Below are 24471 nucleotides of genomic sequence, written 5' to 3' on the forward strand. Positions count from 1 at the left end.
TTATTTTTTTTACAAAAATAGGATTATTTCTCTTTCATTAGAAGCCTAATTTACTAACTTTGTAACAAATCTATTTAAAATAAAATGGGTACAGAAATAAAACTCAAAGGTGACAAGGTCATCGAACAGATTCCTTCTATAAAAGACAAAGCGTTACGCATTAATTTAAACGAGAATATTTACGGAACATTTGCTGAAATTGGCGCTGGACAAGAGACAGTAAGACATTTTTTCAGATCCGGAGGTTCATCGGGAACTATTGCAAAAGCTATGTCTGCCTATGACAAAGATTTTAGTGACGCCGTTTACGGAATTGAAGGCGACGGCCGCTACGTTACTGAAAACCGACTCAAAAAAATGTTAACCTTTGAAGGTGAACTAATTGAAGAGCGTTTAAGTAGAGAAAAACACCCCAATAAACTTTTCTTTAGTTATGCCAATACGGTTGCTACTATCGATTTTGCCAAACAATTTAAAGGTCACGGCTGGGTTGGAATCCGATACCAAATTGAACCAGACGAAGCTTATAACGAAATTATTCTTCACATTCGTTTTAAAGAAACTGACGCCCGACTACAACAAGAAACATTAGGAATATTAGGTGTTAACTTAATTTACGGTGCTTTTTACAAATACAACGATCCAAAACGATTACTTCGTTATTTATATGATCACTTAGATAAAGACCAGCTTGAAATCGACACTATAAACTTCTCAGGACCTCGTTTTGCTGATGTTGACAATCGTTTAATGAGTTTACAACTGGTTAAAAACGGAATGACAGATGCCGTAATGTTTAACCCTGAAGGGAAAAACGTATTGCCAGCCGCCGTTTTATACAAAAAAAACCTTCTTGCTTTTAGAGGAAGTTTCCGTCCGGTTACGAATGTAAACCTTGATATGTACGAGAAATCATTAAAAATGTTTCTTGACGAAAATAAGGTAGAAAAAGACAATACATTGGTTGTTTTTGAAATTACACTTTCAAATTTACGTTCAGATGGTGAAATTGATGAACGTGATTTTATGGACAGAGCCGAATTACTTTGTTCATTAGGTCAGACCGTAATGATTTCGAATTTCCAGGAATATTATAAGGTTGTGGAATATTTTGCTAATTATACCAAAGCAAGAATGGGATTAGCAATGGGTGTAAATAATTTAGTTGATATTTTTGATGAGAAATACTATCGTCATTTAAGTGGTGGAATTCTGGAAGCTTTCGGAAAATTATTCTACCGCGACATGAAAGTATTCTTATATCCAATGTTGGGTGAAAATGGTGAAGTTATTACTTCTGATAATCTAAAAGTACATCCAAGAATGAAAGAATTATATAAATTCTTTAAGTTCAACGGAAAAGTCGTTGATATTGTAGATTATAATCCAGACATATTAAATGTATTCTCACGCGAAGTTTTAAAAATGATCAGTCAGGGAAAAACAGGATGGGAACCAATGCTTCCTTCTGGAGTTGCCGAAATTATAAAGGAACATCATCTTTTTGGATATCATCCGCAAAAAGAATTAGAACAAAATACATAATAAAAAGTCCCTTATTTGGGCTACCGTCTGGACACATCTCTAAAGAGTATCCAACCTTGCATGACTGAATTGAATTTTTGCAGGCCAATCCAAAAGGTTGTGATGCCTGGTTTTCTTTCTGAAAGATAACCTTTCCATCCTCCTAATCTAGCAATAGCCCATATATATCGTTTCAAATCTGACGATTTATATGGGTTTTTTAGTTTTTCTGTTTTACCCTCTAATTGTGTGATTTGCAATTCTAAACATTCCATTTCTTGCTCTGAAAAACAGCTTCTGGGTTCAGTCTCTTCTTCGCAGCCATAGGCGATTTGCATAATAAAGAGCTTTATAATAGTCTCCAGCATCAAAAGACATAGTTTACGAACTGCTTTGCCTTGGGATAATTCGCTAGCTTCTATGTTGAAGCCCTCTTTCTTTAAAATTCTAAATACTTCTTCGATAGTCCACCTGTAGGTATACCATTGGATACAAAGTAATGCAGTTTGCAGATCTTCAACTTTCTTTGTCGTTAGTAATCTCCAAAGTATTGGGTTTTCAATGTTTTCTCCAACCTCTTTTGCCTCAATAGCGTAAAGCTTGATTTTATCAGGAAGATGTTTACCTGAATATTGATGTTTGCCTATTGTTATTTCTGAAAAGCGTACTTCTATAGTAGCTGTTCTTTTCTGGATATTTCTCCTTTTGTCTCCTTCTAGTTCAATTGTGTACATCCCTTGAAGCGGCTGAGAACTTAGATGATCGAAAAGTTTGATTTTATTACCCAACAATCGATTAAATCGGGATCTAATCAATAAATGTGTTTTACTGTCTGGGACAAGGCAAAATTGTTCAAAAATATCTCCCTCTCTGTCCTGAATAATGATTATTTCTTTTGCTTTACTTAGTCTTTTCTTAGTTTCAAGAGAAGAATCGATCCATCTGTAAGACTCTTTTTCTTCAATGGGTATACGATTGTGAGTATTGGTCTTCATTTTAGGTGGCAGTTCATGACTTCTATTCCATATTTTCACATCTGAAAAACCATATGGCATTAAAGTATCTGCATCTATGATAAAACTCGGATGAATAAAAAAGCCAAGTCCACCAACAGAAGCATTGGTCAGTCCAATTGACTCATCCTTTTTGATCCTGTTTCTGTGATTATAAAGGTTTATTTCACTACTGTCCTGAATACACAAAACAGATTTATCTTCAACGCAGCTTACACAATTAAGAGACATGTTCTTTATAATATCAGCCTCACTGACATTATCATTTTGCAAAAATCGGTAAATCGCTTTGGCTTCAGCGTCACTTTCTGCTAATTGTCTTATCGAATAAATACTATTAGCAAACAAGCGATTGAGAATAGAATTACCTCTATTCAACAATCGCTTGTCTTTTAAATTTTCAAAATATCTAGTCTGCACTTTTTCTCAAATATAATTAAAAAAAATATTTGTGTCCAGACGGTAGCTTATTTGGGACTTTTTTTTGCTTGTTTGCTTCGCAATTCGACTAAAGCCCCGTGTCAGGTTTCAGTTTCTAAACTGAATAAAATTTTACCACAAAGCACGCAACAAGATTCAGCTTAAAACTTGAAGCTGAGGCAAAAACTATTTCAAAATCTGCGAAGCGTGCTCTTTTGTTTTTACTTTTTCGATTACTTCTTCGATAATTCCTTTTTCATCAATTACGAAAGTGGTTCTGTGAATTCCGTCGTATTCTCTTCCCATGAACTTTTTTGGCCCCCAAACACCAAAAGCATTGATAACTGATTTGTCTTCATCTGCTAATAATGGAAAAGGAAATTCGTATTTGTCTTTAAATTTTGTTTGTGCTTTTTGACTGTCGGCACTTACGCCAAGAAGTTCGTAATTGTTTGCTTTAAAACGCTCAAAATTATCTCTTAAATCACAAGCTTCTGCAGTACAGCCTGGCGTATTAGCTTTTGGATAAAAGAAAACGACTAATTTTTTTCCGGCATAATCTGCCAATTTATGTGTTTTCCCGTCCTGATCTATTCCTGAGAAGTTTGGCGCTTTATCGCCTGCTTTTAATGTTGTCATGTTGATATTTTAGATTTTAGATTTTTTAGAAAACAGAATATAAATTAAAGAATATAGACTTGCTTTTAAAAATAAGAACTCGTAACTTTTATCTCGCAACTCCTAACCATTAACTTTTAACTTATAATTCACTATTTTTACGAGATTAAAAATACGGAAATGAATAAAGAAGCCCGCGTACAATTTGTTATAAATACGTTAAAAGAACTCTACCCTACTATACCTGTTCCGCTTGATCATAAAGACCCTTATACTTTATTAATTGCAGTTTTACTTTCGGCACAATGCACCGATGTACGTGTGAATCAGATTACGCCATTACTTTTTGCGAAGGCCGATAATCCTTATGATATGATTAAAATGTCGATTGAAGAAATTAAGGAAATTATTCGGCCTTGTGGTTTATCTCCAATGAAATCGAAAGGAATTCATGGTTTGTCACATATTTTGATTGATAAACATGACGGAAAAGTTCCACAAAGTTTTGAAGCGCTTGAAGAATTGCCAGCTGTTGGGCATAAAACAGCTAGTGTTGTAATGTCTCAGGCTTTTGGTGTTCCTGCTTTTCCAGTTGACACACACATTCATAGATTGATGCATCGATGGAATCTTTCGAACGGAAAAAATGTAGTTCAGACTGAAAAAGATGCAAAAAGATTGTTCCCAAGAGAAATATGGAACGACTTACATCTTCAGATTATTTGGTACGGGAGAGAATATTCGCCTGCGAGAGGCTGGAGTTTAGAGAAAGACATTATTACCAGAACTATTGGTAAAAAATCAATAATAGAAGAAGCTGCTAAAAAGAAAATTTAGCAGCTTCTTTTATTTTTTACATGCTGCTTTTTAGAGCATTATATTCATTTGTCATATCGAGCGATCTGTAAATTCCTAAAAGTGATTTTGTTGCATCTGTATTTTTAGGCTCTAAAGTAAGGGCTTTTTTAAGATATGGGATTGCACTACGGGCAATATCATCTTTCCTGGCATTTAACTTATCATATTTTTGCATCTCTCCGGCAGAAGTTCCTAAATTTGCTATTTCATCAGCAATATCTTTTTTCTCCTCTAATTTCAGGTAAGCCATATTGATATAAGCATCAACATAATTAGGGTCAAGTTCTAAAACATAATTATAAATTACCTCAGCTTTAGCATACTGTTTTTTCTCCAGATAAGAATAAGCTAAATTGCTATTCACACTTATTTTTCTGGAAGGAACCGACTCTGTTCTTGGTTTTTCATAAAGACCTTGCTGAATAGCAGATTCTCTTGCTTTTGGTGAAACAAAAACATCTTCTTCTTTTGTTTCTTATTTGTGGCGTAATACAAAACTCCTTTCCCTGAAAAATTAATCTTTTTTAAGTTTTCATAATATTTAATTGCCGAGTCATAATCCTTGGCATTTATAGATGAAGATGCTGCATTATACAAGTTTATTGTATCCTTTTTATCAAACAAATAAACTTTGTAACTTTTCTCTGCACTTTCTTTAAATTTACCAGAATTAAAATCGGCCATCGCACCATCAACAAGACTCGATTTCATTTCTTTTAATGCCGCATTCGCTTTAACGGTAAATTTGAATTTCCCTGATTCATTCTCATATAAAAATACATCCTGATATGCCTGAGAGGCTAATGTAAAGTTATTAGCTGCATCTATATTTTTTACAGCTAAATCTTTTAAAACATTTCCTTTTAAAAAATAATAATCTGATTTATTTTCATCAGATGCATTAAGAATAAGATATTCTGTTTTATTTAAAATTGCCAGAGCTTCCTGGCTTTTCCCTTTGTCATACAAAGACTGTGCGTCTTTGATCTGGTCTTGTTGAGCAAATGCTCCGATGGTTATCAATAGAAAAAATGATACTATCTGTAGGTTCTTCTTCATTTGGGTTTGATTTGGTTGTTAAATACACTTGGGTTTTTAAAGTGATTTTTTTTTAAAGAATACATTTTTAGGTGAAATGAAATTCTGAAAACCACTCATTGCATTAATACTTTTCCATAAAAACATTTAAAGACGTACAACAAACAAACAAAATAAGTCAGTGTAATTTTTCTTCATAAATTATTGGTTATTGGGTTAAACATTTTTTTTCACATCATTAATTATCTAATTATTTAATTGTTTTAATACGAAAAACTTCCATAATAAGTAATTTCCCTGTATTTAAATCAACTTTTTTAACTAAAATAAAACTAAATACCGAATAAACAAATAAATTTTAACCTAATTATAACATTTTAACTAAACCACGAGAAAAATCACACAAAAAAGTAGGTAATTAAAATTTAGGAATAAAAAAATCATACTAATAATCTTACTTTATAATTAAACATATAAAAAAAACTCACTATCTGCATTTGTGTACAAATAGTGAGTTTTTCAAACCAAAATAATTTGGTTCTTGTAAAATAAACATCCGACTAAAATAGTGGGCTGTTTAATTAGCTATAATCTCAAAACTTTTATCTTGAACTTTCACAACTGTTAGTGCTTGTGAATAGTTTAGCAAGAAAGAAACAACTTCTTTCTTAGGTTTTAGATTTTTAGAAGCTAATTCCTTCTTAGAGTAAATTTTCGCCATACTACAAATATGTTTATATAAAGTATAACGAGCTAATTTTCAAAATAGTATTAGTTGGTTAAAATAATTTGATGTTTATCAATTATTTTTCTCAAATTCATTAAAGCATAACGCATTCTTCCTAGCGCAGTATTGATACTAACATCCGTTAATTCAGAGATTTCCTTGAAACTCATGTCCTGATACATACGCATTACCAATACTTCTTTTTGATCTTCAGGAAGCTCTTCAATCAATCTTTTCAAGTCAACTTCCACCTGATCAACGATCATTTTGCCTTCAATAGTTAAGGAATTGTCAGACATAACAGAAAAAATAGAAAACTCTTCTGTTTCTCTGTACATTGGCATTTTTTTGGTTTTACGAAAGTGATCTACAATTAAATTGTGAGAAATACGCATAACCCAAGGCAAAAATTTACCTTCTTCATTATATGAATTACTTTTTAAGGTTTTGATTACCTTAATAAAAGTGTCTTGAAAAATATCGTTTGAAATATCTCTATCAGCAATCTTTGAATATATGAATCCATATATTTTAGACTCGTGCCTTTTAATTAGTATCGAAAGAGCAGTTTCATTGCCTTCGATATAATTTTTTACTAATAGAGCGTCTGGAATATGCAGATCTGCCATAATACTACTTTTTTAGTTTTATAATTTGGAGTAATTTTCTAAAAAGTAATTTTATTGTATAGGCGTATCTTTTTTTTGTTTATGTTAATATCGTGACCAAATTTAACAAATAATTATTTTAAAAAGCAAATAAAAACAAGAATAATTAATAGCAAAATATTAAAAAATATAAATAAAAATTAAACTTAATCGATAAAGTGCGTTAAAACATCAGATTTAAAAAATATTAAGGATAAAAAAAATAGACATAAATAACTCACAATTAAATACTTAAAATACTTATGTCTACTTTTTAAAGCTTTATTTTGCTATTGGTATACACGTACATAATCTATATAATACTTTTGCGGTAACACCTTATCATCTACTTCAGGGCCTCCAAAATTCCCTCCAATCGCTAAATTTACAATTATGTAAAAAGGCTTATCAAAAGGCCATATATCTTCATTTTTTACTGTAGGATTAAAAGTATAAACTAAAGCTTTATCTACAAAAAAATCAATTTTATCTTTCGTCCATTCGATTGCATAAACGTGGTATCCTTCTTCAATATTAGGAAAAGCAGTTCTTTTGGTATTGATTGTATTTCCGTGACTGTCTTGCGTATGCAAAGTTGTGTACACCATATGAGGATCTCTTCCGATGTATTCTAAAATATCTATTTCACCGCTTTTTGGCCAATGAACTTCGTCTATATTAGCACCTAACATCCAGAATGCCGGCCACAAACCGTGCCCAACTGGTAATTTTGCTCTGGCTTCAATTCGTCCATACAAAAATTCTTTTTTGCCTTTTGTCGTAATTTTGGTCGAAGTGTATTTGTTTTCTTCTTTTTTAGCTTCAATAACAAAATTTCCATCTTTAAATTCATGGTTTGTTTTGGTATAAATTTGTCTTTCATTATTTCCGAAACCACAAAGATTCGGACAACCATCGCCAACTTCAAAATTCCAGTCTTTTTCGTTTAAATCTTTATTATTGAAATTTTCTTCCCAAACAAGTTTCCTCTTTATTTCTTGTGCGAAACAAAAACTGCTAATTAATAGCAATACCATTATTTTTTTCATAGTAGCATTTTAAATTTACAAAAATTAAAAAGGTCAGCCTAAAACTGACCTTCTCATTTCATTATTACTAATTAATCTATAATCTATTGATATACTCTTACATAATCAATCTCCATTGAAGACTGCGTAAAAGCCGCATCAATATTGCCTCCCAAATTACCTCCCATTGCAACATTCAGAATTAAGAAAAAGTCACTATTAAAAGGCAAAGAGCCATCATTAGGAACGGAATGAATCTGAACATCATCTACAAATGTTGTAACTGATGCCGCACTCCAAACCGCTTTATAAACATGAAATTCGGTTGAAACATTTGGTATTGTTTTAGAGCCAGTATTTCCGCTTCCTCCAGAATGTCCAGGATAATGAAGTGTACTCAAAATAACGTTTTGGTTATTACCAACATGTTCCATAATATCAATTTCTCCACAAGCCGGCCATGGTTTAGTAGCATAATTTTGACCCAGCATCCAGATTGCCGGCCAGGTTCCCGCACCAATAGGAAGTTTAGCCTTAACCTCAATTTTTCCGTAAGTAAAAGCAAATTTAGCATCTGTTTTTAATCTTGCCGAAGAATAATCAGCTCCGCCTGAAGCTTCTTTTTTAGCTGTAATTTTCAAACTTCCGCCTTGTACAATTACGTTTGTAGCCGAGTTGGTATAATTCTGTTTTTCATTATTCCCCCAGCCGTTATCACCTTTACCTAAATCGTAATTCCATTTTGTAGCATCAGGAGCTCCGTCAGTATTAAATTCATCTGACCAAACTAGTTTTGTAAAATCTGCTGGTGGAGCCTGGGTTGGTTTTGTAGTGGTGAAAATATGATACCATGCCAGTGCCGGATTTCCACCCATAACGGCTCTAACTACCATTCTGTTGGCTGTAATTGACAAAATCTCGTATGAACTCTGACCAATATAATACCCCATAAATCCGTTATCAGAGAAGTTCATTGTTGTTCCTCTGGTTTGAGTTGCGTGATTTGGATTTGACATTACTACTGATTCTGAAGGACTCAATGAAACTGATTTTTTGCCAGAAGTATTGTATGACAAGCAAGAATCATCGGGTCCGCTTCCTCCAGCTACACTTGCAAAAGCAGCATTAAAGAAAGTCGATCCTCCATTATTTAATTCAAATTTCAGCTGTTCACCTTCAAGAGAGAATGTCAATACGTTTTCGTATAAACAACTACTGCTTGGCGATCCTGCTTTTTCAAAGGCACCTGCCATATAATAGTTTGCATAATAGTTTTTAGTTGCATCCCCATCATTTTGCCCTACACCTAAATGTCCAGGCTCAGACGCTGACCAATACCATTTTTTAGAGGTTCCGGCTGTTAAAAACTGAACCGCTTCATCATCACTGAAATTACTTAATACCTCAACATCAATTGTGGTATTCGTTGCCACACCTCCTTTTCCTGAAGCAATTACCGTTACAGTGTATTTATTTAGTCCTGTTTTAGTAAAACGTTTTGTAAATATACCATTTGGCGCATTTTCTGTAGTACCATCAGTAAATACATATTTGTAGGAAATGGCGTTATCTGCAGTTGCAGTAAGTTTTACCATCCCTGATCCGTCTCCGTTGGGAGCAGCAGTTGTTTTTTCCAACAATCTCAGCTTTGACCTGCAAATTTGTTGGTGCAGACAAATCGCCAAAAGCGTAATCATCTTTTTGGCAACTTATCACTAGCAGGAGTGCAAAAAGTAATACGAAGTATTTATTATATTTTTTCATTTTGTTATTTTTTATAAAATGTAAATTCATTTTAATCTCATTTAAAAAGCGCTTATTTTATTTATGGAAATAAACATTATCTATATAAATAGTATGTGCTCCGCTAGGATTTCCTGAATAAATAAGTTGCGCAATATGGGCTCTGGTTGTTAATCCTGTAAAATCACTTAACGGAATATCTAAACTCACCCATGATCCTTTTGCAGGAGCGGTAACTTTTATTTCGTGTTCTTTATCGTCTCCTCCTCCATTGTACACGCCATTAGCACCAAAATCGACTAATTTTATTCTGAATTCTGTAAAATCAGCTGACCAGACATCTACATGAAAATGAGTCATTGCAGAAGCATCAATTGTAGCAGTTGGCTCGATACCTACGAAATTCAAATCGGAATATTTTTTTACTGCGTTTCCTGCTACAGCCGTTTCTTCTAATGTTGCAGCTGACCAATCTGTACGCCATGTTGCAATGGGCACATTTGAATATGCGTCACTAAACATTGAGATCACGTCGCTTGCTGCTTTTGTCGGCGTTGGCGCTGCAGTACTTAGTGCTTCTCCATTTTTATAGAAATAAATATTATCAATAAAAACGTTTTTACCTGCAGGAGTTCCCACCAATTTCAATTGGAAAATATCGGCTACCTTAAAGTTTGTCTGACTGGTAAAGGCTGAAATCGGAATATCAATACTTGTCCATTGGTTTGCAATCAAATCTTTTACAACTGGTCTTTCGCCATTCGTTTTACTGATTAGAGAAGTTTCCAATTTTTGCAAATCTGCAGTCCAGACATCCATGTGAATGTAATCCATTCCTGAAACATCAACGGTTACATTATCTGCCAAAGCAATTCCCTGATAATTTAAATTAGTATAATTCAACATTTTATCGCCATTCAAATCAAATTCTGAATAACCGCCTGATTGTCCCCAATTTGGATAGAAATTAGTTCCGGCCACATTTGTATACTTTGAACTATAAATTGAAATTACATTTCCGGCTGGTCTGTTAGGTGGTGTTGTAGCTGATGTTGTCGGATTAAGTACAAGCTTAGCCACAAACTGCTCTGTATATTCGGTTGTTTTAATTGCAGCACTTTTTGAAACTACGCGAATTGTATAAGTTCCTGCTTCTTTATAAACATACGAAACAGATTCACCGTTGTTAGCTGAAATTGGTTCAGGTTTTCCAGCCTCCCCAAAATAAACATCATAAAACAAAGCAAAATCAGCAGTTGCTTTTACGGTTACTTTTTTAGAAATCGATATATCATTTGTAATCACTACTTTTAAATTTTCAGGAGCTCTAAAAGACACCACAACTGGCTGAATCACTTCAGTTGTTTTTCCTGAAATTCCCATTGCGATAATTTTCGACTGATAAACACCTTCTTTATAAGTATGTATTGTAGTTCCGCCCGCCCCAAAGTAAACAGACTCCGGAGATCCGTCTCCATAATTTATTTTATATTGTGTAACACCTTCGCCTTTAGGCACAAAAGTAACTTTACCCGAATTATCTTGTGTTACTGTGGTCAGAGCAGATACATTAGCCGGTGCATTTACACCGTCTAAATCAATATTACTGCTTTCATCGCTTGAACAACCTAGAAATATTGTTAAAACGAAAAGACTCATAATTGAATGTAATTTTTTCATAATAGTGTTTTTTTAATATCCAGGGTTTTGTTGCCAGTTTCCGTTTGCAAATTGAATTTCTTCAATTGGAAGCGGAAATAATTCGTTTTTATTCGCTTTAAAACCTGCAATTTTTCCAACCGCTTTTCCGGTTCTCACCAAATCAAAGAAACGATGTCCTTCTCCAAAAAGCTCCACTCTTCTTTCTGCCAAAATAAAATCGGTCAAGGCTGCACCTGAAACTGAAACATCATGATTGTTGTCTCCAAAAGCACGTCTTCTTACCTGATTTAGATAATTTCTTGCTTTTCCATCGTCTATTGCACCTCTGTTATAAGCTTCAGCAGCCATTAATAAAACGTCAGCATAACGGATTGCTCTGTAATTGTTCGGGTTTGTAAGATTCAAATCTCCCGCTGCATTTGCGCTTCTTTTTCTTGGAAGATATTTTCTGTTGAAATACCCTGTGTCTTCATTTCCTTTTCCAAAGCTCACACCTTTGCCTCCATCAAATGAAGCATTTGCCGCAGCCCAGGCCGCAATATCCAATATGGCAACATCTTTACGTTTATCACCTACTTCGAAAGCATCGGCACTTTCTTTGGTTGGAACATTAAAACTAAACCCAGAAGAAAACAATGGTCCGGAATAATTACGGATACCACTAAAACCAACCGCAACGTTACCTTCACTACATTGTAAACAGGTAAAACCAGCTCCTTCAACATCTGTATATTGAACTTCAAAAACAGATTCTGTTCCGTTTTCTCCATCCAGTTCAAACATGGCATTATAATCGGTTTGTAATGTATATTTCCCAGAAGTAATTACTGCATCAAGAGCTGTCGCGGCTTGTTCATACTTGTTTTGATACAAATAAGCTTTTCCTAATAATGCCTGTGCTGCACCTTTTGTCACTCTTCCTTTTTGAGATGGCGTTGGAGATAAATTAGCTACAGCAAAAATTAAATCGGCTTCGATCGAAGTATACACTTCCTGAGCTGATGATCTTGCTACTGTTTTTTCATCTCCAACTTTAAATCTGACATCTCCTTTCATCGGGATTCCACCAAACCATTTCACTAACTCAAACTGGTAATATGCTCTCAGAAAACGTGTTTCTGCGATTAGCTGGTTTTTTCCCTCAAAATCGGTTTTATCTTTAAATTCAAGAATATAGTTAGCTCTTTGAACTCCTGCAAACATCCAATTCCAGATATCTCGTAAATTGCTGTTTACCGGTGTATGAATCATATCGTCTATTTGCTGAAAACCTATAACGTCTGTCGGACTTTCTCCTCCACATAAAGTATTGTCTGAAGCAATTTCTCCTAACAAAACATTTACATAAGAAGATTGTAGCAAATCATAAGTGGCAACTAAGGCATCATCGTAGTCTTCTTTTGAATTGAAATAATTTTCAGAATCTATAGAATACTTCGGTTTTGGACTTACAAATTCATCTGAACAAGAAATACTTATTGTCGAGAACAGTGTAAGTGTTATAATGGTTGTGATTAAATATTTTTTCATTTTTATTGAAATTAAAAATTAATGTTTAAACCCAATAAATAGGTTCTTGGAACTGGATAAAACCCATAGTCAATTCCGGCACCAATTGGTGATTGAGAAACTCCATCCTGATTTGTTGGTCCTGCTGAAGAGCCCGGATCAAAGCCTTTATATTTGGTAAATGTGTATAGATTATTTACTCCTGCATAAAGTCTTAGTTTAGTAATTCCTGCTTTTTGACTTACATTTGGGTTAAGAGTATATCCCAATTGTATGTTTTGAATTCTGAAATAAGAAGCATCCTCTACAAAATAATCTGAAAGTACATTGTTGGCAGTTGCTCCTGTAGTAACTCTAGGCACAGTAGTACTTGTTCCTTCGCCTGTCCATCTGTCTAAAACATAATCTAAACGATTGGCATCAGAAAGTACTCTTTCGTAATTGCGCACCATATCATTTCCTACTGATGCAAAACTGTAAAGTGCAAAATCAAGGTTTTTATAATTTAACTGTAAATTAAATCCCATTGTAGCTTCAGGAATCGGATCTCCGATATCGGTTTTATCTTTGGTATCAATTACACCATCTCCATTTAAATCTACATAACGAATATCTCCGGGAGCAGCATTCGCCCCTAAAGCTAATTGTGATGGGTGAGCATCAACTTCTGCCTGATTCTGAAATAATCCATCTGTTTTGTAACCGTAAAAATAGCCTATTGGTTTTCCTGCTTCCATACGTGAAGCTGCTGGTTGCCCTACTCCAAAACCGCCTTGTTCAATAATTCCGGTTCCGTTATTTACTTCTAATACTTCATTTTTAATAAACGTCACATTATAACCTACGCTCATGCTAAACGAATCTGAAAACTTCTCCTTGTAATCAATAGCAAATTCAAAACCTGAATTTCTAACAGAACCTGCGTTCAATGTCGGAGCACTTGCTCCCGGAGCACCAATTCCTATAATTCCTGAAACTGGAATATTTGGTATCAAAAGATCATTTCTGGTATCTATAAAATAATCTGCAACGACAGAAACTTTATCATTAAATAATCTTAAATCTAAACCAACATCAAATTTCTTGGCTTCTTCCCATTTCAAATCAGGATTAGGGATTTGCCCTGTTGCTTTTCCGCTTGTTAAATTACCATCAAATACATAAGTAGCTTCTCCTGTTAAGAGTGATAAATAACCATTATTAGGAATTTGATCATTTCCTAAAGTACCATAACTGGCTCTGAATTTTAAAAAGTTTATTGTTTTTGATTCTCCAAAGAAACCTTCGTCAGAAACTACCCATCCCGCTGTAAAAGATGGAAAATATCCCACTTTATTTCCCGGACCAAATTTTGTAGAAGAATCACGTCTGATCATTGCAGAGAAAAGATACTTTCCTTTATAATCGTATTGCGCTCTTCCAAAGTAAGAAAGCCTTCTTTGGTCGTATACATATCCACCGGTATTTAATGCCGTTGGTAATCCTCTGGTTAAGGAAAGATCTGCATATTCCCATGAGTTATTTGGAACATCAAATCCTGTTGCATTTGCTGAGTTTCCCCATGTTTTGAAAATAGTATTTCCTAATGTAGCAGTAATATTATGGTTCTCTGCTATTTTTGCAGTATACGTTCCGTAAATATCAAATGAATAATCGTTATCGTTTGTGGCAGTTTGTGTTACAGAACTTCTTTGAACATCAAAAACTTTTCCGCCATAACTGATTTGTTTGGCGAATGTTTTGCCTTCGCTGTTTGCTGTATTAAATCCGATTGAACTTGATAAAACAAATCCTTTGAATATTTTATAATCAAAACCAAAATTACCATTCAGTTTTTTAAAATTATAATCGTTATAAGTGTTCGCAAGCTGTGCTAACGGATTTATAATTTCTGTTCCCAATCCGGTTGTGCTTGGTACCAAAGTAAAATCACCATTTGCATTGTACGGAGCAATAGTTGCAGGTACGTTTAAGGCATTAAATAATACAGATCCTAATCCGTTTTCATTAATTGATTTTCTATTAAAATAAGTGTAAATAACATTTGTTTTCACTTTAAATTTATCACTTAAATCAGCACCCAAAGCGATCCTGGCGGTATTTCTTAAAAAGCCTGACTTATCCTGACCTACAATTCCTTCCTGATCCAAATGCGAACCACTGATAGAATAGGTAATCTTTTCAGATCCTCCGGAAATTGTTAAATCAGTATTTAAAATTGGTACACCCGTTCCTAAAACTTCTTTTTGCCAGTCAGTTCCTTTTCCTAAACCGCTTGCATTCGGGTAAGGAAGCGCTCTTCCGCCATTTGCATAACTTTCATTTAATAATAAAGCATATTCAGTAGCATTCAGCATTGGTAATTTTCTTGAAGCTTCCTGAAATCCTGAATAACTATTAAGGGATATTTTTGTTTTTGAGTTTTTCTTTCCCATTTTAGTGGTAATCAAAATGATTCCGTTTGCACCAATTGTTCCATAAATGGCAGCTTGTGCATCTTTTAAAACAGTAATCGTTTCAATATCATTTGGATTTAATAAACTTAGGTCTCCTACATAACCATCAATAATAGCTTGAGGGCCATTTTCTCCGTTGGTTGCGATACCACGAATACGTATATCCAGTTTTGCACCTGGTGCTCCGGATTGTGTAGTTACATTAACTCCGGAAACAGTTCCCTGCAAAGCTTGTTCTACCTTTATAGGTTTTAAAATGTCAAGTGTTTTACTGTCTACTACAGAAACGGCTCCGGTTACTTCTCTTTTCTTTTGAGATCCGTACCCAATTACAACGACTTCGTCAAGAGATCTGGCATCGTCGCTCATTTTAACCGTTATCTTGGTTCCGGAAACGGCAACTTCCTGTGTTTTAAAACCGATGTAACTGAAAACAATTATAGTTCCTTTTGGAACTCCTAATAATTTAAAAGATCCGTCAAAGTCTGTGGTTGTACTTTGTGAAGAACTTTTAACTTTTACATTCACGCCCGGCAGTGATAATCCCGAGCCATCAAGTACTGTTCCGCTAACATCAAAATTCTGCGAAAATGCAAAAGATGTAAACAGTAATAGTACGGTTAATAATAATTTTGATTTCATAATTAGTTAGTTTTTATTGAAAGCTAAATTTATCCGATCCAATTAGGAAAACGATAAAATTAACCTCAACAAAAAACATACATCATAAAAAAATCATACGTTAATTCAATTTATCTTAAAATACAGCTTGATTTAACTATAAATTCCGAATGTTAATTTTTTTAACAAAAACACCATAAAAGCTCAACAAAACGTTAATGTTGAGGTAATGTATAGTTTTTTGAAGTCATTTTATGGTTTCCTATACAGCCAGAATATATTCCACTAAACCGATTTCGTGCTGCAAGTCCATTTTTTTTCGCAAACGATATCTTTTTATCTCAACGCTCCGAACCGAAATATTGAATAAAGGAGCAATTTCTTTAGAAGAAAGATTTAATCGTAAATACGCACAAAGACGCAAATCGTTTGGAGTTAATAAAGGATGTATTTGTTTGATTCTTTTTAAAAAATCTTTATCTGCATTGTCAAACGCCTCTTTAAAAACATTCCACGAATCTTCTTCCGTAATATTTTTATTGATGGTACTAATTACAGATTTGATATTATTACTATCATTCTGACTCGTTTTTTTTAAGTCTTCTTTTATAAAAGCCAATAATTCATTTTTGCTATTCAAGCTCATGGTTGAAACTGCCAATTCACGATTTTTTGTATCAACATCCTGAGAAAGCTGTTCGTTTCTTAGCTTCATTAATTGGCGTTCGTTTTCTAATTCTTTTATTTCAAGCAAAAGATTATTCTCTTCAATTAATTTCTCTTTTTGTTTGTGATAATAATTTCTGTAAGCTTTATTGATGAAATACGCCATTATCAACATAAGTAAAAAATAAATAAACCACGCCAAATTGGTCAAATACCAAGGCTTTAAAACTACAAAGGTATAGGTAGCCGTATTTTGCAAAATTGTATTGGCATATCTCGCCCTTACTTTAAAAGTATATTTTCCGGGTGATAGATTTTTAAAATTTACAGTGGCCTTGGTACTCCACTCACTCCAGTCATTCTGAAATCCTTCTAATGAATATTGGTATTCAGAATTAATGTATTTATTATACTCCGGAACCGTGTAATTTAAAGTGATGTTATTTTCATTTGAATGAAAACTTCCTTCCTTTTGAATTTCAACATTATTCAGCGTTTCGTTTTGCTTGTTAATGGCAATATCAGTAATGAAAACAGTATAATTTTTAAAACTTAAATCATCAATATTTAAGGTGTAATAACCATCTGTAGTACCAATTAAATAAGTCGATTTTGAAATTTGGGTAATATTCTCATACCCCAACATCGAATTGGTCAAAGAAGACGGAATCGGAATTACATTTTGCTTTAATTGGCTACTTAGTTTACTTGCTGAGAAATAGTGAATATAATTTTTAGAAAATAACCAGATTTTATTCGAATTGTCGACAATTAATTTACCTGAAGTATATTCATCTTTTTCGAAGATAGAACTCAGCAAATTATCTTTTTCGAATAGTTTTGTTTTTGGATTCAGTTTAAAAATTCCTCCTTTATAAGCATAATAAATTTGATTATTGAATTTAGTCAAACTTGCGTTTTTACCTTTTTGAGGAGATTTATAAGTATAGAAACCATGTGTTTTTGATAAAGTTTTATCTAATTTCAGCCTGAAAATTCCTTTGTATTCGTGGCTTACATAAACATCCAAATTGTTCGTAATTTCAAAGTATCGTGATGAATAATCAAAACCTTGAATTTTATTTTTGAAAACCCATTGATTGTTTATTTTTTCGAGAACTGAGATTCCGTAATAATTCCCCTGAAGCAATTGATTTTTATTATTCGGAACAGGTTCAAACTTCCAGGTTCCTGAAGAAGGAAATATATTTCTCGCCGAATCATTTGTGACAATAAAAGTTCCTGAATCATGTCCGCAAAAAAGTGCATTATCACATACAAAAAGTGACCAAACCTGCCCTTTTGTACCATTTATAAATTTAAACTCTCCATTACTTTCGTTAGGTTTGTAAAACAACCCCTGATTTGTTCCGACATACAATTTTCCATTAAAATTTGCGGATGCATAAACGGTTCCCAACACTCCGGAATCATCCGTAAAACTATGCACTGGCGAATTAATGTTAATACAATTGATTCCGTTATCCAATCCGGCCCATAAATTCTGGTCTTTATCTTCAAAAAGTGACAAAGCTGTATTATTACTCAAACCTTTACTTTGAGTAATATGGTATTTTAATTTCCCTTTATCCGATAAAATAAAAATTCCATTAGAAACCGTTCCCAAAGCAAAACTTCCGTCCTGTAGCAATTGACTGCTATAAACGAAACTGGACTTTAATTCGGCGTCAGCATCTGTTGCAAATCGGGTTAAAGTATTCCCAACTAATTTATAAATACCATCCAATTGCGTTTGAATCAGCAAACCGTCTTCTGATGTAAAAACATTGACAATCGTAAATTTCTTCAGGATTGGATGATCTGAAACTAATTTGGCTTTTCCGCTTTCAATTTCGAAAAGCCCTTCTTTTATGGTTTGAAAGTAAATGGCATTTTTTGGCGCAAATGATTTTATAACGCCATTCTTCGGCCCGATAATTTTAAACTTTCCTGTTTTAGTATCGTAAATATAAATTCGGTTTAAGGATTGAAACAAAATCCACTGATCGTATTTCAGGATATTCCAAAACTGCTCGTCGTCTAATATTTTATTTTTGATGGAGTCACTAAGCGAAGTGTATTTTAGTTTGCCATTAGTTTGCCTCGTCCAGAAACCAAAATTCATATAAGAGCCTGTATAGATTTTGCTCCCAATTACTTTTACGGAACGAATAATAGTTTCATTTGGAGCTTTATACAATTGCCAGGTTGTTCCATTATATTCCAGAAGGCCATCATTATTGGCAAAATATAAATAGTTCTGATCATCCTGTGAAATCATCCAACTTTGGTTTCCGGCACCATAAACAGCAGAAGAATATTTTACTATTGGCGGAAACTCCTGCGAAAACAGGAAAGAACTTATCAAAAAAAACAGTGCAGTTAGTTTTGTTTTCAAAATTAGCATTGATATTAATTTATTATAAAAACAGTTCTAAAATAGCTTATTTTGTATTGAAAATGCAACTTTTTAATGAATAAGATTTAGTAAAATAAATTTGGTTCCCTGCTATTCCAACATAGCCCACGGTTTCAACCGTGGGAAACGAATTGTGATAATACCTTGCGCTCCCCACGGTTGAAACGGTGGGCTATGTTAATAGCAAATTTCTAAAGTATTTTCACGCAGATTTAAAAAGATATGGGAAGATTAGCGCAGATTATTTATTTTAAATTTCGATCTGCTTAAATCTGCAGACCCGAGCGAAAGCAAACAGGCGAAGCAATCTGCGTGAAACAAAAATTATCGGCAAATCGGCTTTTAATGAACTACACTGTATTCAATTCTGTTAAGATTTGGAACAATCTCATTAACAAAACTCAATTCAAAATTGATTACTTTTGTAAAAATTGACTTTTTTTATGCAAATTGATCTTTCAAAACTCGACCCAAAACATAATATTATAATTAAAGGAGCGCAGGTACATAATTTAAAAAATGTAGATGTCGCTATTCCCCGAAATAAACTGGTTGTCATCACAGGTCTTTCAGGATCAGGAAAATCCAGTTTGGCGTTTGATACTTTATACGCCGAAGGACAACGCCGTTATGTTGAAAGTTTATCATCATATGCACGTCAATTCCTTGGTCGTTTAGACAAACCAAAAGTAGAATATATAAAAGGTATTGCACCTGCGATTGCGATTGAGCAAAAAGTAAATACAACCAATGCCCGTTCGACCGTTGGAACTTCGACTGAGATCTACGATTACGTCAAGCTTTTATTCGCCAGAATTGGTCGTACCTACTCTCCTGTTTCCGGACAGGAAGTCAAAAAAAATACCGTTACCGATGTTGTTTCTGATGTAAAAGCATTAGAATTAGACAGTAAATGGTTGTTGCTCTCTCCTATTCATTTAGAAGAAGGAAGACAACTTGAAGACAAACTGAAAGTACTTCTACAGCAAGGTTTTGCCCGTATTTTGGTTGATAACGAAATGGTTCGTTTAGATGAGTTTACACCCACAGAAATCCACAAATTAGACAATAAAGACATTCTATTAATTATTGACAGAATTGTGGTTAAAGAGGAAGAAGAATTCTATAATCGTTTAGCCGATGCCGTACAAACTGCTTTTTTTGAAGGAAAAGGAATTTGCTATTTACAGGAATTAAACTCAGATAAAAGATTTACTTATTCGAATAATTTTGAATTGGACGGAATTACTTTCTTAGAGCCAAATGTACATTTATTCAGTTTTAATAACCCATACGGAGCTTGTCCGGTTTGTGAAGGATACGGAAATATAATTGGAATAGATGCTGATTTAGTAGTTCCAAATACCTCTTTATCTGTTTTTGAAAGCGCCATTTATCCCTGGAGAGGTGAAAGCATGAGCTGGTATAAAGATGAATTGGTGAAACATGCTTACAAATTTGATTTTCCTATTCATAAGCCTTATTTTCAATTAACAGAAGATCAAAAAGATTTGATTTGGAAAGGGAATCAGTACTTTCAAGGCTTAAATGATTTCTTTAAGGAATTAGAAGAAAAAAATTATAAGATCCAGAACCGTGTAATGTTGTCTCGTTATCGCGGAAAAACTAAATGCCATGCCTGTCGCGGAAAACGTTTACGCGAAGAAGCTTCTTATGTAAAAATTGGCGGAAAAACAGTTTCAGATTTAGTCGATCTTCCAATTAAACATTTGGTTACGTTTTTCAAAGATCTTGAATTAAACAAATACGAACAGCAAATTGCTAAACGTCTGATGGTAGAAATCAATAATCGTTTATCCTTTTTAACCGAAGTTGGTTTGGATTACCTAACGCTAAATCGAAACTCTTCAACACTTTCGGGAGGAGAATCACAGCGTATTAATTTGGCAACTTCGCTTGGAAGTAGTTTGGTTGGATCGATGTATATATTGGATGAACCAAGTATTGGTCTACATCCAAAAGATTCTGAACGATTGATTAAAGTTTTACTTTCTCTTCGTGATTTAGGAAATACGGTTATTGTGGTTGAACATGATGAAGATATCATGAAAGCCGCCGATATGATTATTGATATTGGTCCTGAAGCAGGAACTTTTGGTGGGAATTTAGTGGCGCAGGGAACTTACGATGAAATTTTAAAATCAGACTCGCTTACAGCTAAATATCTGAATGGAGATCTGGAAATTTCAGTTCCGAAGAAAAGAAGAAAATTCAAAAATCATATTGATATTGTTGGAGCCAGAGAAAACAACTTAAAAAACATTGATATTACATTTCCGTTAGATGTTTTAACTGTTGTTACCGGAGTTTCAGGAAGCGGAAAAAGTACCTTAATAAAGAAAATTTTATTTCCTGCCATGCAGAAAAAACTGGAAAATGCTGCTGAAAAAGCGGGTCAGTTTAGCGAGATAAAAGGTTCGTTCTCACAGATAAAACATATTGAATATGTAGATCAGAATCCGATTGGAAGAAGTTCAAGATCGAACCCCGTAACTTATATTAAGGCTTATGATGACATTCGTGATTTATATGCCAAAGAAAAATTATCAAAAATAAGAGGGTATCAGGCCAAACATTTTTCTTTTAATGTTGATGGAGGCCGCTGCGAAACTTGTAAAGGAGAAGGCTCTATAAACGTTGAAATGGTCTTTATGGCTGATGTTTCATTGCCATGCGAAACTTGCGGCGGAAAACGTTTCAAAAAAGAAATTTTAGAAATCAATTTTGACGAAAAAAATATCAACGATATTCTAACAATGACTATTGATGACGCGATAGCTTTTTTTGAAAAAAATAAACAAACCAAAATCACTCAAAAATTACAACCATTGCAAGATGTTGGTTTGGGATATGTGCAGTTGGGACAATCTTCTTCTACCCTTTCTGGTGGTGAAGCGCAACGTATTAAATTGGCATCGTTCTTAGTAAAAGGTGCTACAAAAGATAAAGCGTTATTTGTTTTTGATGAGCCAACTACCGGGCTGCATTTTCACGACATAAAAAAACTATTAAAGTCATTTGATGCGCTGATCGAAAAAGGACATTCGATAATTGTAATTGAACACAATCTCGATTTAATAAAATGTGCCGACTGGATTATTGATTTAGGTCCGGAAGGTGGAGAAAATGGCGGGCATTTACTGGCAGTTGGAACGCCTGAAGATATTATAAAAGTGAAAGAATCCGTTACAGGAGTTTATTTAAAGGATAAACTTTAATTATAAAAAAATTCCAAATTCTAATAGTGATTATCCTATTGGAATTTGGAATTTTCATTTTGTGACTTAAATGTTAAGCTACCAAACATCTTTCTTCGAATGGAAAACCATCTTCATCGATAGCCACCAATATTTTTTTCTTTTTAGATGCCTGTATAGTAAGGTATAACCACGCAAATGACCACAATCCTAAGGTTAGACAAAAAATGGTAAAATTCAAACCATGATTAACAACCTTTCCTCCTTTAGAAAGAACGGCAAAAAGTATCTTGTCATTTCTTTCTTCAAGCTTAAATCCTTTATGAACCTTATTTGATATCATATTCGAAAATACTTGTAAACTTTGTTCCTGACTCAGTTTATTCTTTTTCATAACCCTCCTTTTTTTAAAATTCTAAATACTCATTTTAACTTTAACAATTTAAGTAGGTAATCAATTCAGTTAAAACCTGATAATTCTATTTTTATTGCATTTAATAAGATATTCGATATCTAATGAAATGAACTACTGCTAAAAATTCAACATAAAATTAATTTTTATAAATTTAATATCAAAACGAATAACTGTTAAAATTCAAACATTAACGTCACGATATCAATATATTAGCATTTTATTAATCCTTCTTTTTAAAATTAAAAGAAGGAGATTCATAATCCGGTTTTAAATAATTTTCAGGGATTGTTGTAGTATTTCCGTCACGTAACGAGCTATAATGCGGTGACATGATTTCAATTCCGGCAGCATTAAAAGAATCCTGAATATTCTGATGTAACGAAGAATAGATCCTGGGTTGCTTTGTAGGTTCTTTCGTATAAACATTTATTTGATAAGACACATAAAAAATCATCAAGACTAGTTTGCAGAACAAAAGGCTCCGGTGTTTTCTCTGTCATATCTGTCTTTAAGGCAGCATCAATTAATGCTTTATGGATGTCCTTCCACGGTACATCATAACCTATCGTGACAGTTGTATGAATTAATAAGCCATTAGTAGCTTGTTTTGTATTTGCCGAAAAATTAGTTGAGGTACTTGACAAAACTGTCGCATTTGGTATTGTTATATCTTCAAATTTAGGAGTTCTAATACGTGTTACCAAAGCTGTTTTTTCAATAACTTCTCCACTTACATCTCCAATTTTAATAAAATCACCAATTTTAAACGGACGCATGTAGGTAATTACCAAACCAGCAACCATATTGGCAATGGCGTTTGAAGAGCCTAAAGAAAACAAAATACCTACAAATACGGAAACCCCTTTGAAAATAGGGGAATCTGAACCTGGCAGATAGGGAAATATTACAACCAGCATAAATGCATACGCCAAAAATCGAATAATATTAAAAGTTGGTTTCGCCCAATCGCTATAAAAACCATCTACTTTTATATTTTCTTTGTTTATTTCATCAACAAAAAATTTAATTATTTTGAGTGAATATCTAAAAATCAGAACAATAACAATTATAGTAAACAGGTTTGGTAAGAAATCTACAAATCCCATTACTGCCGATTTTATTGGAGTAAGTGTCCATTTTAAAATTGTTGTAGTATAGGCCTGAGTTGCAGGGAAAATATTAAAAAGTACAGGCAATGTGGAATACGCTATGACAATTAAAACTATAATCTTTATTACACCAATAAAGCGCATTGCAACAAATTCTTGCTTTTCAGGAGTAAGAACATTTATGTTATTGTAATTAAAGCCTTTAAAATATCTTTCTCTTCTTTTTGAAAAATACAATTTTATTCTATTAAAAATCCTGGATGCAAACCATAAAACAAGGGTAAGAATTAAGATTAGCAGTGCTGTAAATCCTAAACGTTTTGGCAATAAAGAATGGTTTTCATTCTGAAAAATAATTGCTTTTTTGATGGCATTGAAATTACGGTTTGCAATTTCAGAAACCGTTTTATTTTCAGCAACTGCATCAGCATTTAATACAGACATCAGTATTAAGTCCCCTTTATACACAATATCTAAGCTTATCTCAGAAGGAACAACTTTTAATGAATCAGCTTTAAAAAGATCATCTTCATAAAGAGATTTAATTCTTGCTGTAATAGCCTTTGCTCTATTTTCAGCAGAAAAAGATCCTACTCTATTATAAACATAAAAAAGGGTGTCTTTAAAAGGAATTATTGGATAGGCTTTTAATTTCGACGGAGAAATATTTGTTGTTGTTGTTGTAGCCTTTAAACTATCTGTTTGAGCAGATACTATTGAAAAAAATGAAACAATAAACAATAGTAAAAAACAAGGTAATTTCTTTTTCATATTCTCCTA

Annotated in this window: 18 protein-coding genes; 3 read left to right on the forward strand and 15 right to left on the reverse strand. The window is 33.5% G+C overall.

The annotated features are described in order from the left end of the window. The first annotated feature begins 84 nt into the window (after positions 1–84). On the forward strand, positions 85–1545 hold the full coding sequence (locus IHE43_RS18500; protein ID WP_192185269.1) for a TonB-dependent receptor: 1461 nt from the start codon (positions 85–87) through the stop codon (positions 1543–1545). A 20-nt stretch (positions 1546–1565) separates the two neighbouring features. On the opposite strand, the gene IHE43_RS18505 is transcribed toward IHE43_RS18500, so the two are convergent. Both IHE43_RS18505 and bcp read right to left on the reverse strand, forming a co-directional pair. After that, positions 1566–2957, reverse strand: coding sequence for an IS4 family transposase (locus tag IHE43_RS18505; RefSeq protein ID WP_225585084.1), 1392 nt, complete (start codon positions 2955–2957; stop codon positions 1566–1568). A 186-nt stretch (positions 2958–3143) separates the two neighbouring features. Continuing rightward, the gene (bcp, locus tag IHE43_RS18510; protein WP_192185270.1) at positions 3144–3596 is read right to left on the reverse strand and encodes a thioredoxin-dependent thiol peroxidase; all 453 of its coding nucleotides are present in this window, start codon (positions 3594–3596) and stop codon (positions 3144–3146) included. A gap of 159 nt (positions 3597–3755) precedes the next feature. Between bcp and nth the strand changes: the two genes are divergently transcribed. Continuing rightward, positions 3756–4412, forward strand: coding sequence for an endonuclease III (nth, locus tag IHE43_RS18515; protein ID WP_192185271.1), 657 nt, complete (start codon positions 3756–3758; stop codon positions 4410–4412). Positions 4413–4428: 16 nt separating this feature from the next. Here the strand turns inward: nth and IHE43_RS23720 are convergent, their stop codons facing one another. From IHE43_RS23720 to IHE43_RS18560, 10 genes are all read right to left on the reverse strand, one after another. Beyond that, positions 4429–4797 carry a hypothetical protein gene (locus IHE43_RS23720; protein WP_225585203.1) on the reverse strand — a complete coding sequence of 123 codons (369 nt, stop codon included), beginning with the start codon at positions 4795–4797 and terminating at the stop codon, positions 4429–4431. 2 nt (positions 4798–4799) lie between these two features. Next, positions 4800–5492: a hypothetical protein gene (locus tag IHE43_RS18520; protein WP_225585204.1), complete on the reverse strand. Its 693-nt coding sequence runs from the start codon at positions 5490–5492 to the stop codon at positions 4800–4802. A 556-nt stretch (positions 5493–6048) separates the two neighbouring features. Beyond that, a complete protein-coding gene (locus IHE43_RS18525; RefSeq protein ID WP_192185272.1) occupies positions 6049–6192 on the reverse strand; it encodes a hypothetical protein in 144 nt (47 codons plus the stop codon). Between the two features lie 50 nt (positions 6193–6242). Further along, positions 6243–6827, reverse strand: coding sequence for an RNA polymerase sigma factor (locus tag IHE43_RS18530; protein ID WP_192185273.1), 585 nt, complete (start codon positions 6825–6827; stop codon positions 6243–6245). A 308-nt stretch (positions 6828–7135) separates the two neighbouring features. After that, positions 7136–7894, reverse strand: coding sequence for a family 16 glycosylhydrolase (locus IHE43_RS18535; RefSeq protein ID WP_192185274.1), 759 nt, complete (start codon positions 7892–7894; stop codon positions 7136–7138). An 83-nt stretch (positions 7895–7977) separates the two neighbouring features. After that, positions 7978–9510 carry a family 16 glycosylhydrolase gene (locus tag IHE43_RS18540; protein WP_370526665.1) on the reverse strand — a complete coding sequence of 511 codons (1533 nt, stop codon included), beginning with the start codon at positions 9508–9510 and terminating at the stop codon, positions 7978–7980. Positions 9511–9694: 184 nt separating this feature from the next. After that, a complete protein-coding gene (locus IHE43_RS18545) occupies positions 9695–11296 on the reverse strand; it encodes a hypothetical protein (RefSeq protein ID WP_225585205.1) in 1602 nt (533 codons plus the stop codon). A 12-nt stretch (positions 11297–11308) separates the two neighbouring features. Continuing rightward, positions 11309–12808, reverse strand: coding sequence for a RagB/SusD family nutrient uptake outer membrane protein (locus IHE43_RS18550; protein ID WP_192185275.1), 1500 nt, complete (start codon positions 12806–12808; stop codon positions 11309–11311). An 11-nt stretch (positions 12809–12819) separates the two neighbouring features. Continuing rightward, entirely contained in the window at positions 12820–15885 is a 3066-nt protein-coding gene (locus IHE43_RS18555) for a TonB-dependent receptor (RefSeq protein ID WP_192185276.1), read from the reverse strand. Positions 15886–16126: 241 nt separating this feature from the next. Further along, positions 16127–18937: a triple tyrosine motif-containing protein gene (locus IHE43_RS18560; RefSeq protein WP_192185277.1), complete on the reverse strand. Its 2811-nt coding sequence runs from the start codon at positions 18935–18937 to the stop codon at positions 16127–16129. A 455-nt stretch (positions 18938–19392) separates the two neighbouring features. Between IHE43_RS18560 and uvrA the strand changes: the two genes are divergently transcribed. Beyond that, positions 19393–22188 carry an excinuclease ABC subunit UvrA gene (gene uvrA / locus IHE43_RS18565; protein WP_192185278.1) on the forward strand — a complete coding sequence of 932 codons (2796 nt, stop codon included), beginning with the start codon at positions 19393–19395 and terminating at the stop codon, positions 22186–22188. 73 nt (positions 22189–22261) lie between these two features. Here the strand turns inward: uvrA and IHE43_RS18570 are convergent, their stop codons facing one another. From IHE43_RS18570 to IHE43_RS18575, 3 genes are all read right to left on the reverse strand, one after another. After that, the gene (locus IHE43_RS18570) at positions 22262–22561 is read right to left on the reverse strand and encodes a hypothetical protein (RefSeq protein ID WP_192185279.1); all 300 of its coding nucleotides are present in this window, start codon (positions 22559–22561) and stop codon (positions 22262–22264) included. 241 nt (positions 22562–22802) lie between these two features. Further along, a complete protein-coding gene (locus tag IHE43_RS24085) occupies positions 22803–23036 on the reverse strand; it encodes a hypothetical protein (RefSeq protein ID WP_370526666.1) in 234 nt (77 codons plus the stop codon). After that, entirely contained in the window at positions 22933–24462 is a 1530-nt protein-coding gene (locus IHE43_RS18575) for a mechanosensitive ion channel family protein (protein WP_225585206.1), read from the reverse strand. Before IHE43_RS18575 ends, IHE43_RS24085 begins: the two co-directional genes overlap by 104 nt. Positions 24463–24471 lie beyond the last annotated feature (9 nt).

The organism is Flavobacterium sp. MDT1-60 (assembly GCF_014844035.1).
GTDB lineage: Bacteria > Bacteroidota > Bacteroidia > Flavobacteriales > Flavobacteriaceae > Flavobacterium.

Excerpts from the sequence above, each read along its gene's own strand:
- IHE43_RS18550 (WP_192185275.1), bottom strand. The coding sequence starts at position 12,808 with ATGAAAAAATATTTAATCACAACCATTATAACACTTACACTGTTCTCG.
- IHE43_RS18520 (WP_225585204.1), bottom strand. The coding sequence starts at position 5,492 with ATGAAGAAGAACCTACAGATAGTATCATTTTTTCTATTGATAACCATC.
- uvrA (WP_192185278.1), top strand. The coding sequence starts at position 19,393 with ATGCAAATTGATCTTTCAAAACTCGACCCAAAACATAATATTATAATT.
- IHE43_RS18535 (WP_192185274.1), bottom strand. The coding sequence starts at position 7,894 with ATGAAAAAAATAATGGTATTGCTATTAATTAGCAGTTTTTGTTTCGCA.
- IHE43_RS18575 (WP_225585206.1), bottom strand. The coding sequence starts at position 24,462 with ATGAAAAAGAAATTACCTTGTTTTTTACTATTGTTTATTGTTTCATTT.
- IHE43_RS18500 (WP_192185269.1), top strand. The coding sequence starts at position 85 with ATGGGTACAGAAATAAAACTCAAAGGTGACAAGGTCATCGAACAGATT.
- IHE43_RS18545 (WP_225585205.1), bottom strand. The coding sequence starts at position 11,296 with ATGAAAAAATTACATTCAATTATGAGTCTTTTCGTTTTAACAATATTT.
- IHE43_RS18555 (WP_192185276.1), bottom strand. The coding sequence starts at position 15,885 with ATGAAATCAAAATTATTATTAACCGTACTATTACTGTTTACATCTTTT.
- IHE43_RS18525 (WP_192185272.1), bottom strand. The coding sequence starts at position 6,192 with ATGGCGAAAATTTACTCTAAGAAGGAATTAGCTTCTAAAAATCTAAAA.
- nth (WP_192185271.1), top strand. The coding sequence starts at position 3,756 with ATGAATAAAGAAGCCCGCGTACAATTTGTTATAAATACGTTAAAAGAA.
- IHE43_RS18560 (WP_192185277.1), bottom strand. The coding sequence starts at position 18,937 with ATGCTAATTTTGAAAACAAAACTAACTGCACTGTTTTTTTTGATAAGT.
- IHE43_RS18530 (WP_192185273.1), bottom strand. The coding sequence starts at position 6,827 with ATGGCAGATCTGCATATTCCAGACGCTCTATTAGTAAAAAATTATATC.
- IHE43_RS24085 (WP_370526666.1), bottom strand. The coding sequence starts at position 23,036 with ATGATTTTTTATGTGTCTTATCAAATAAATGTTTATACGAAAGAACCT.
- bcp (WP_192185270.1), bottom strand. The coding sequence starts at position 3,596 with ATGACAACATTAAAAGCAGGCGATAAAGCGCCAAACTTCTCAGGAATA.
- IHE43_RS18570 (WP_192185279.1), bottom strand. The coding sequence starts at position 22,561 with ATGAAAAAGAATAAACTGAGTCAGGAACAAAGTTTACAAGTATTTTCG.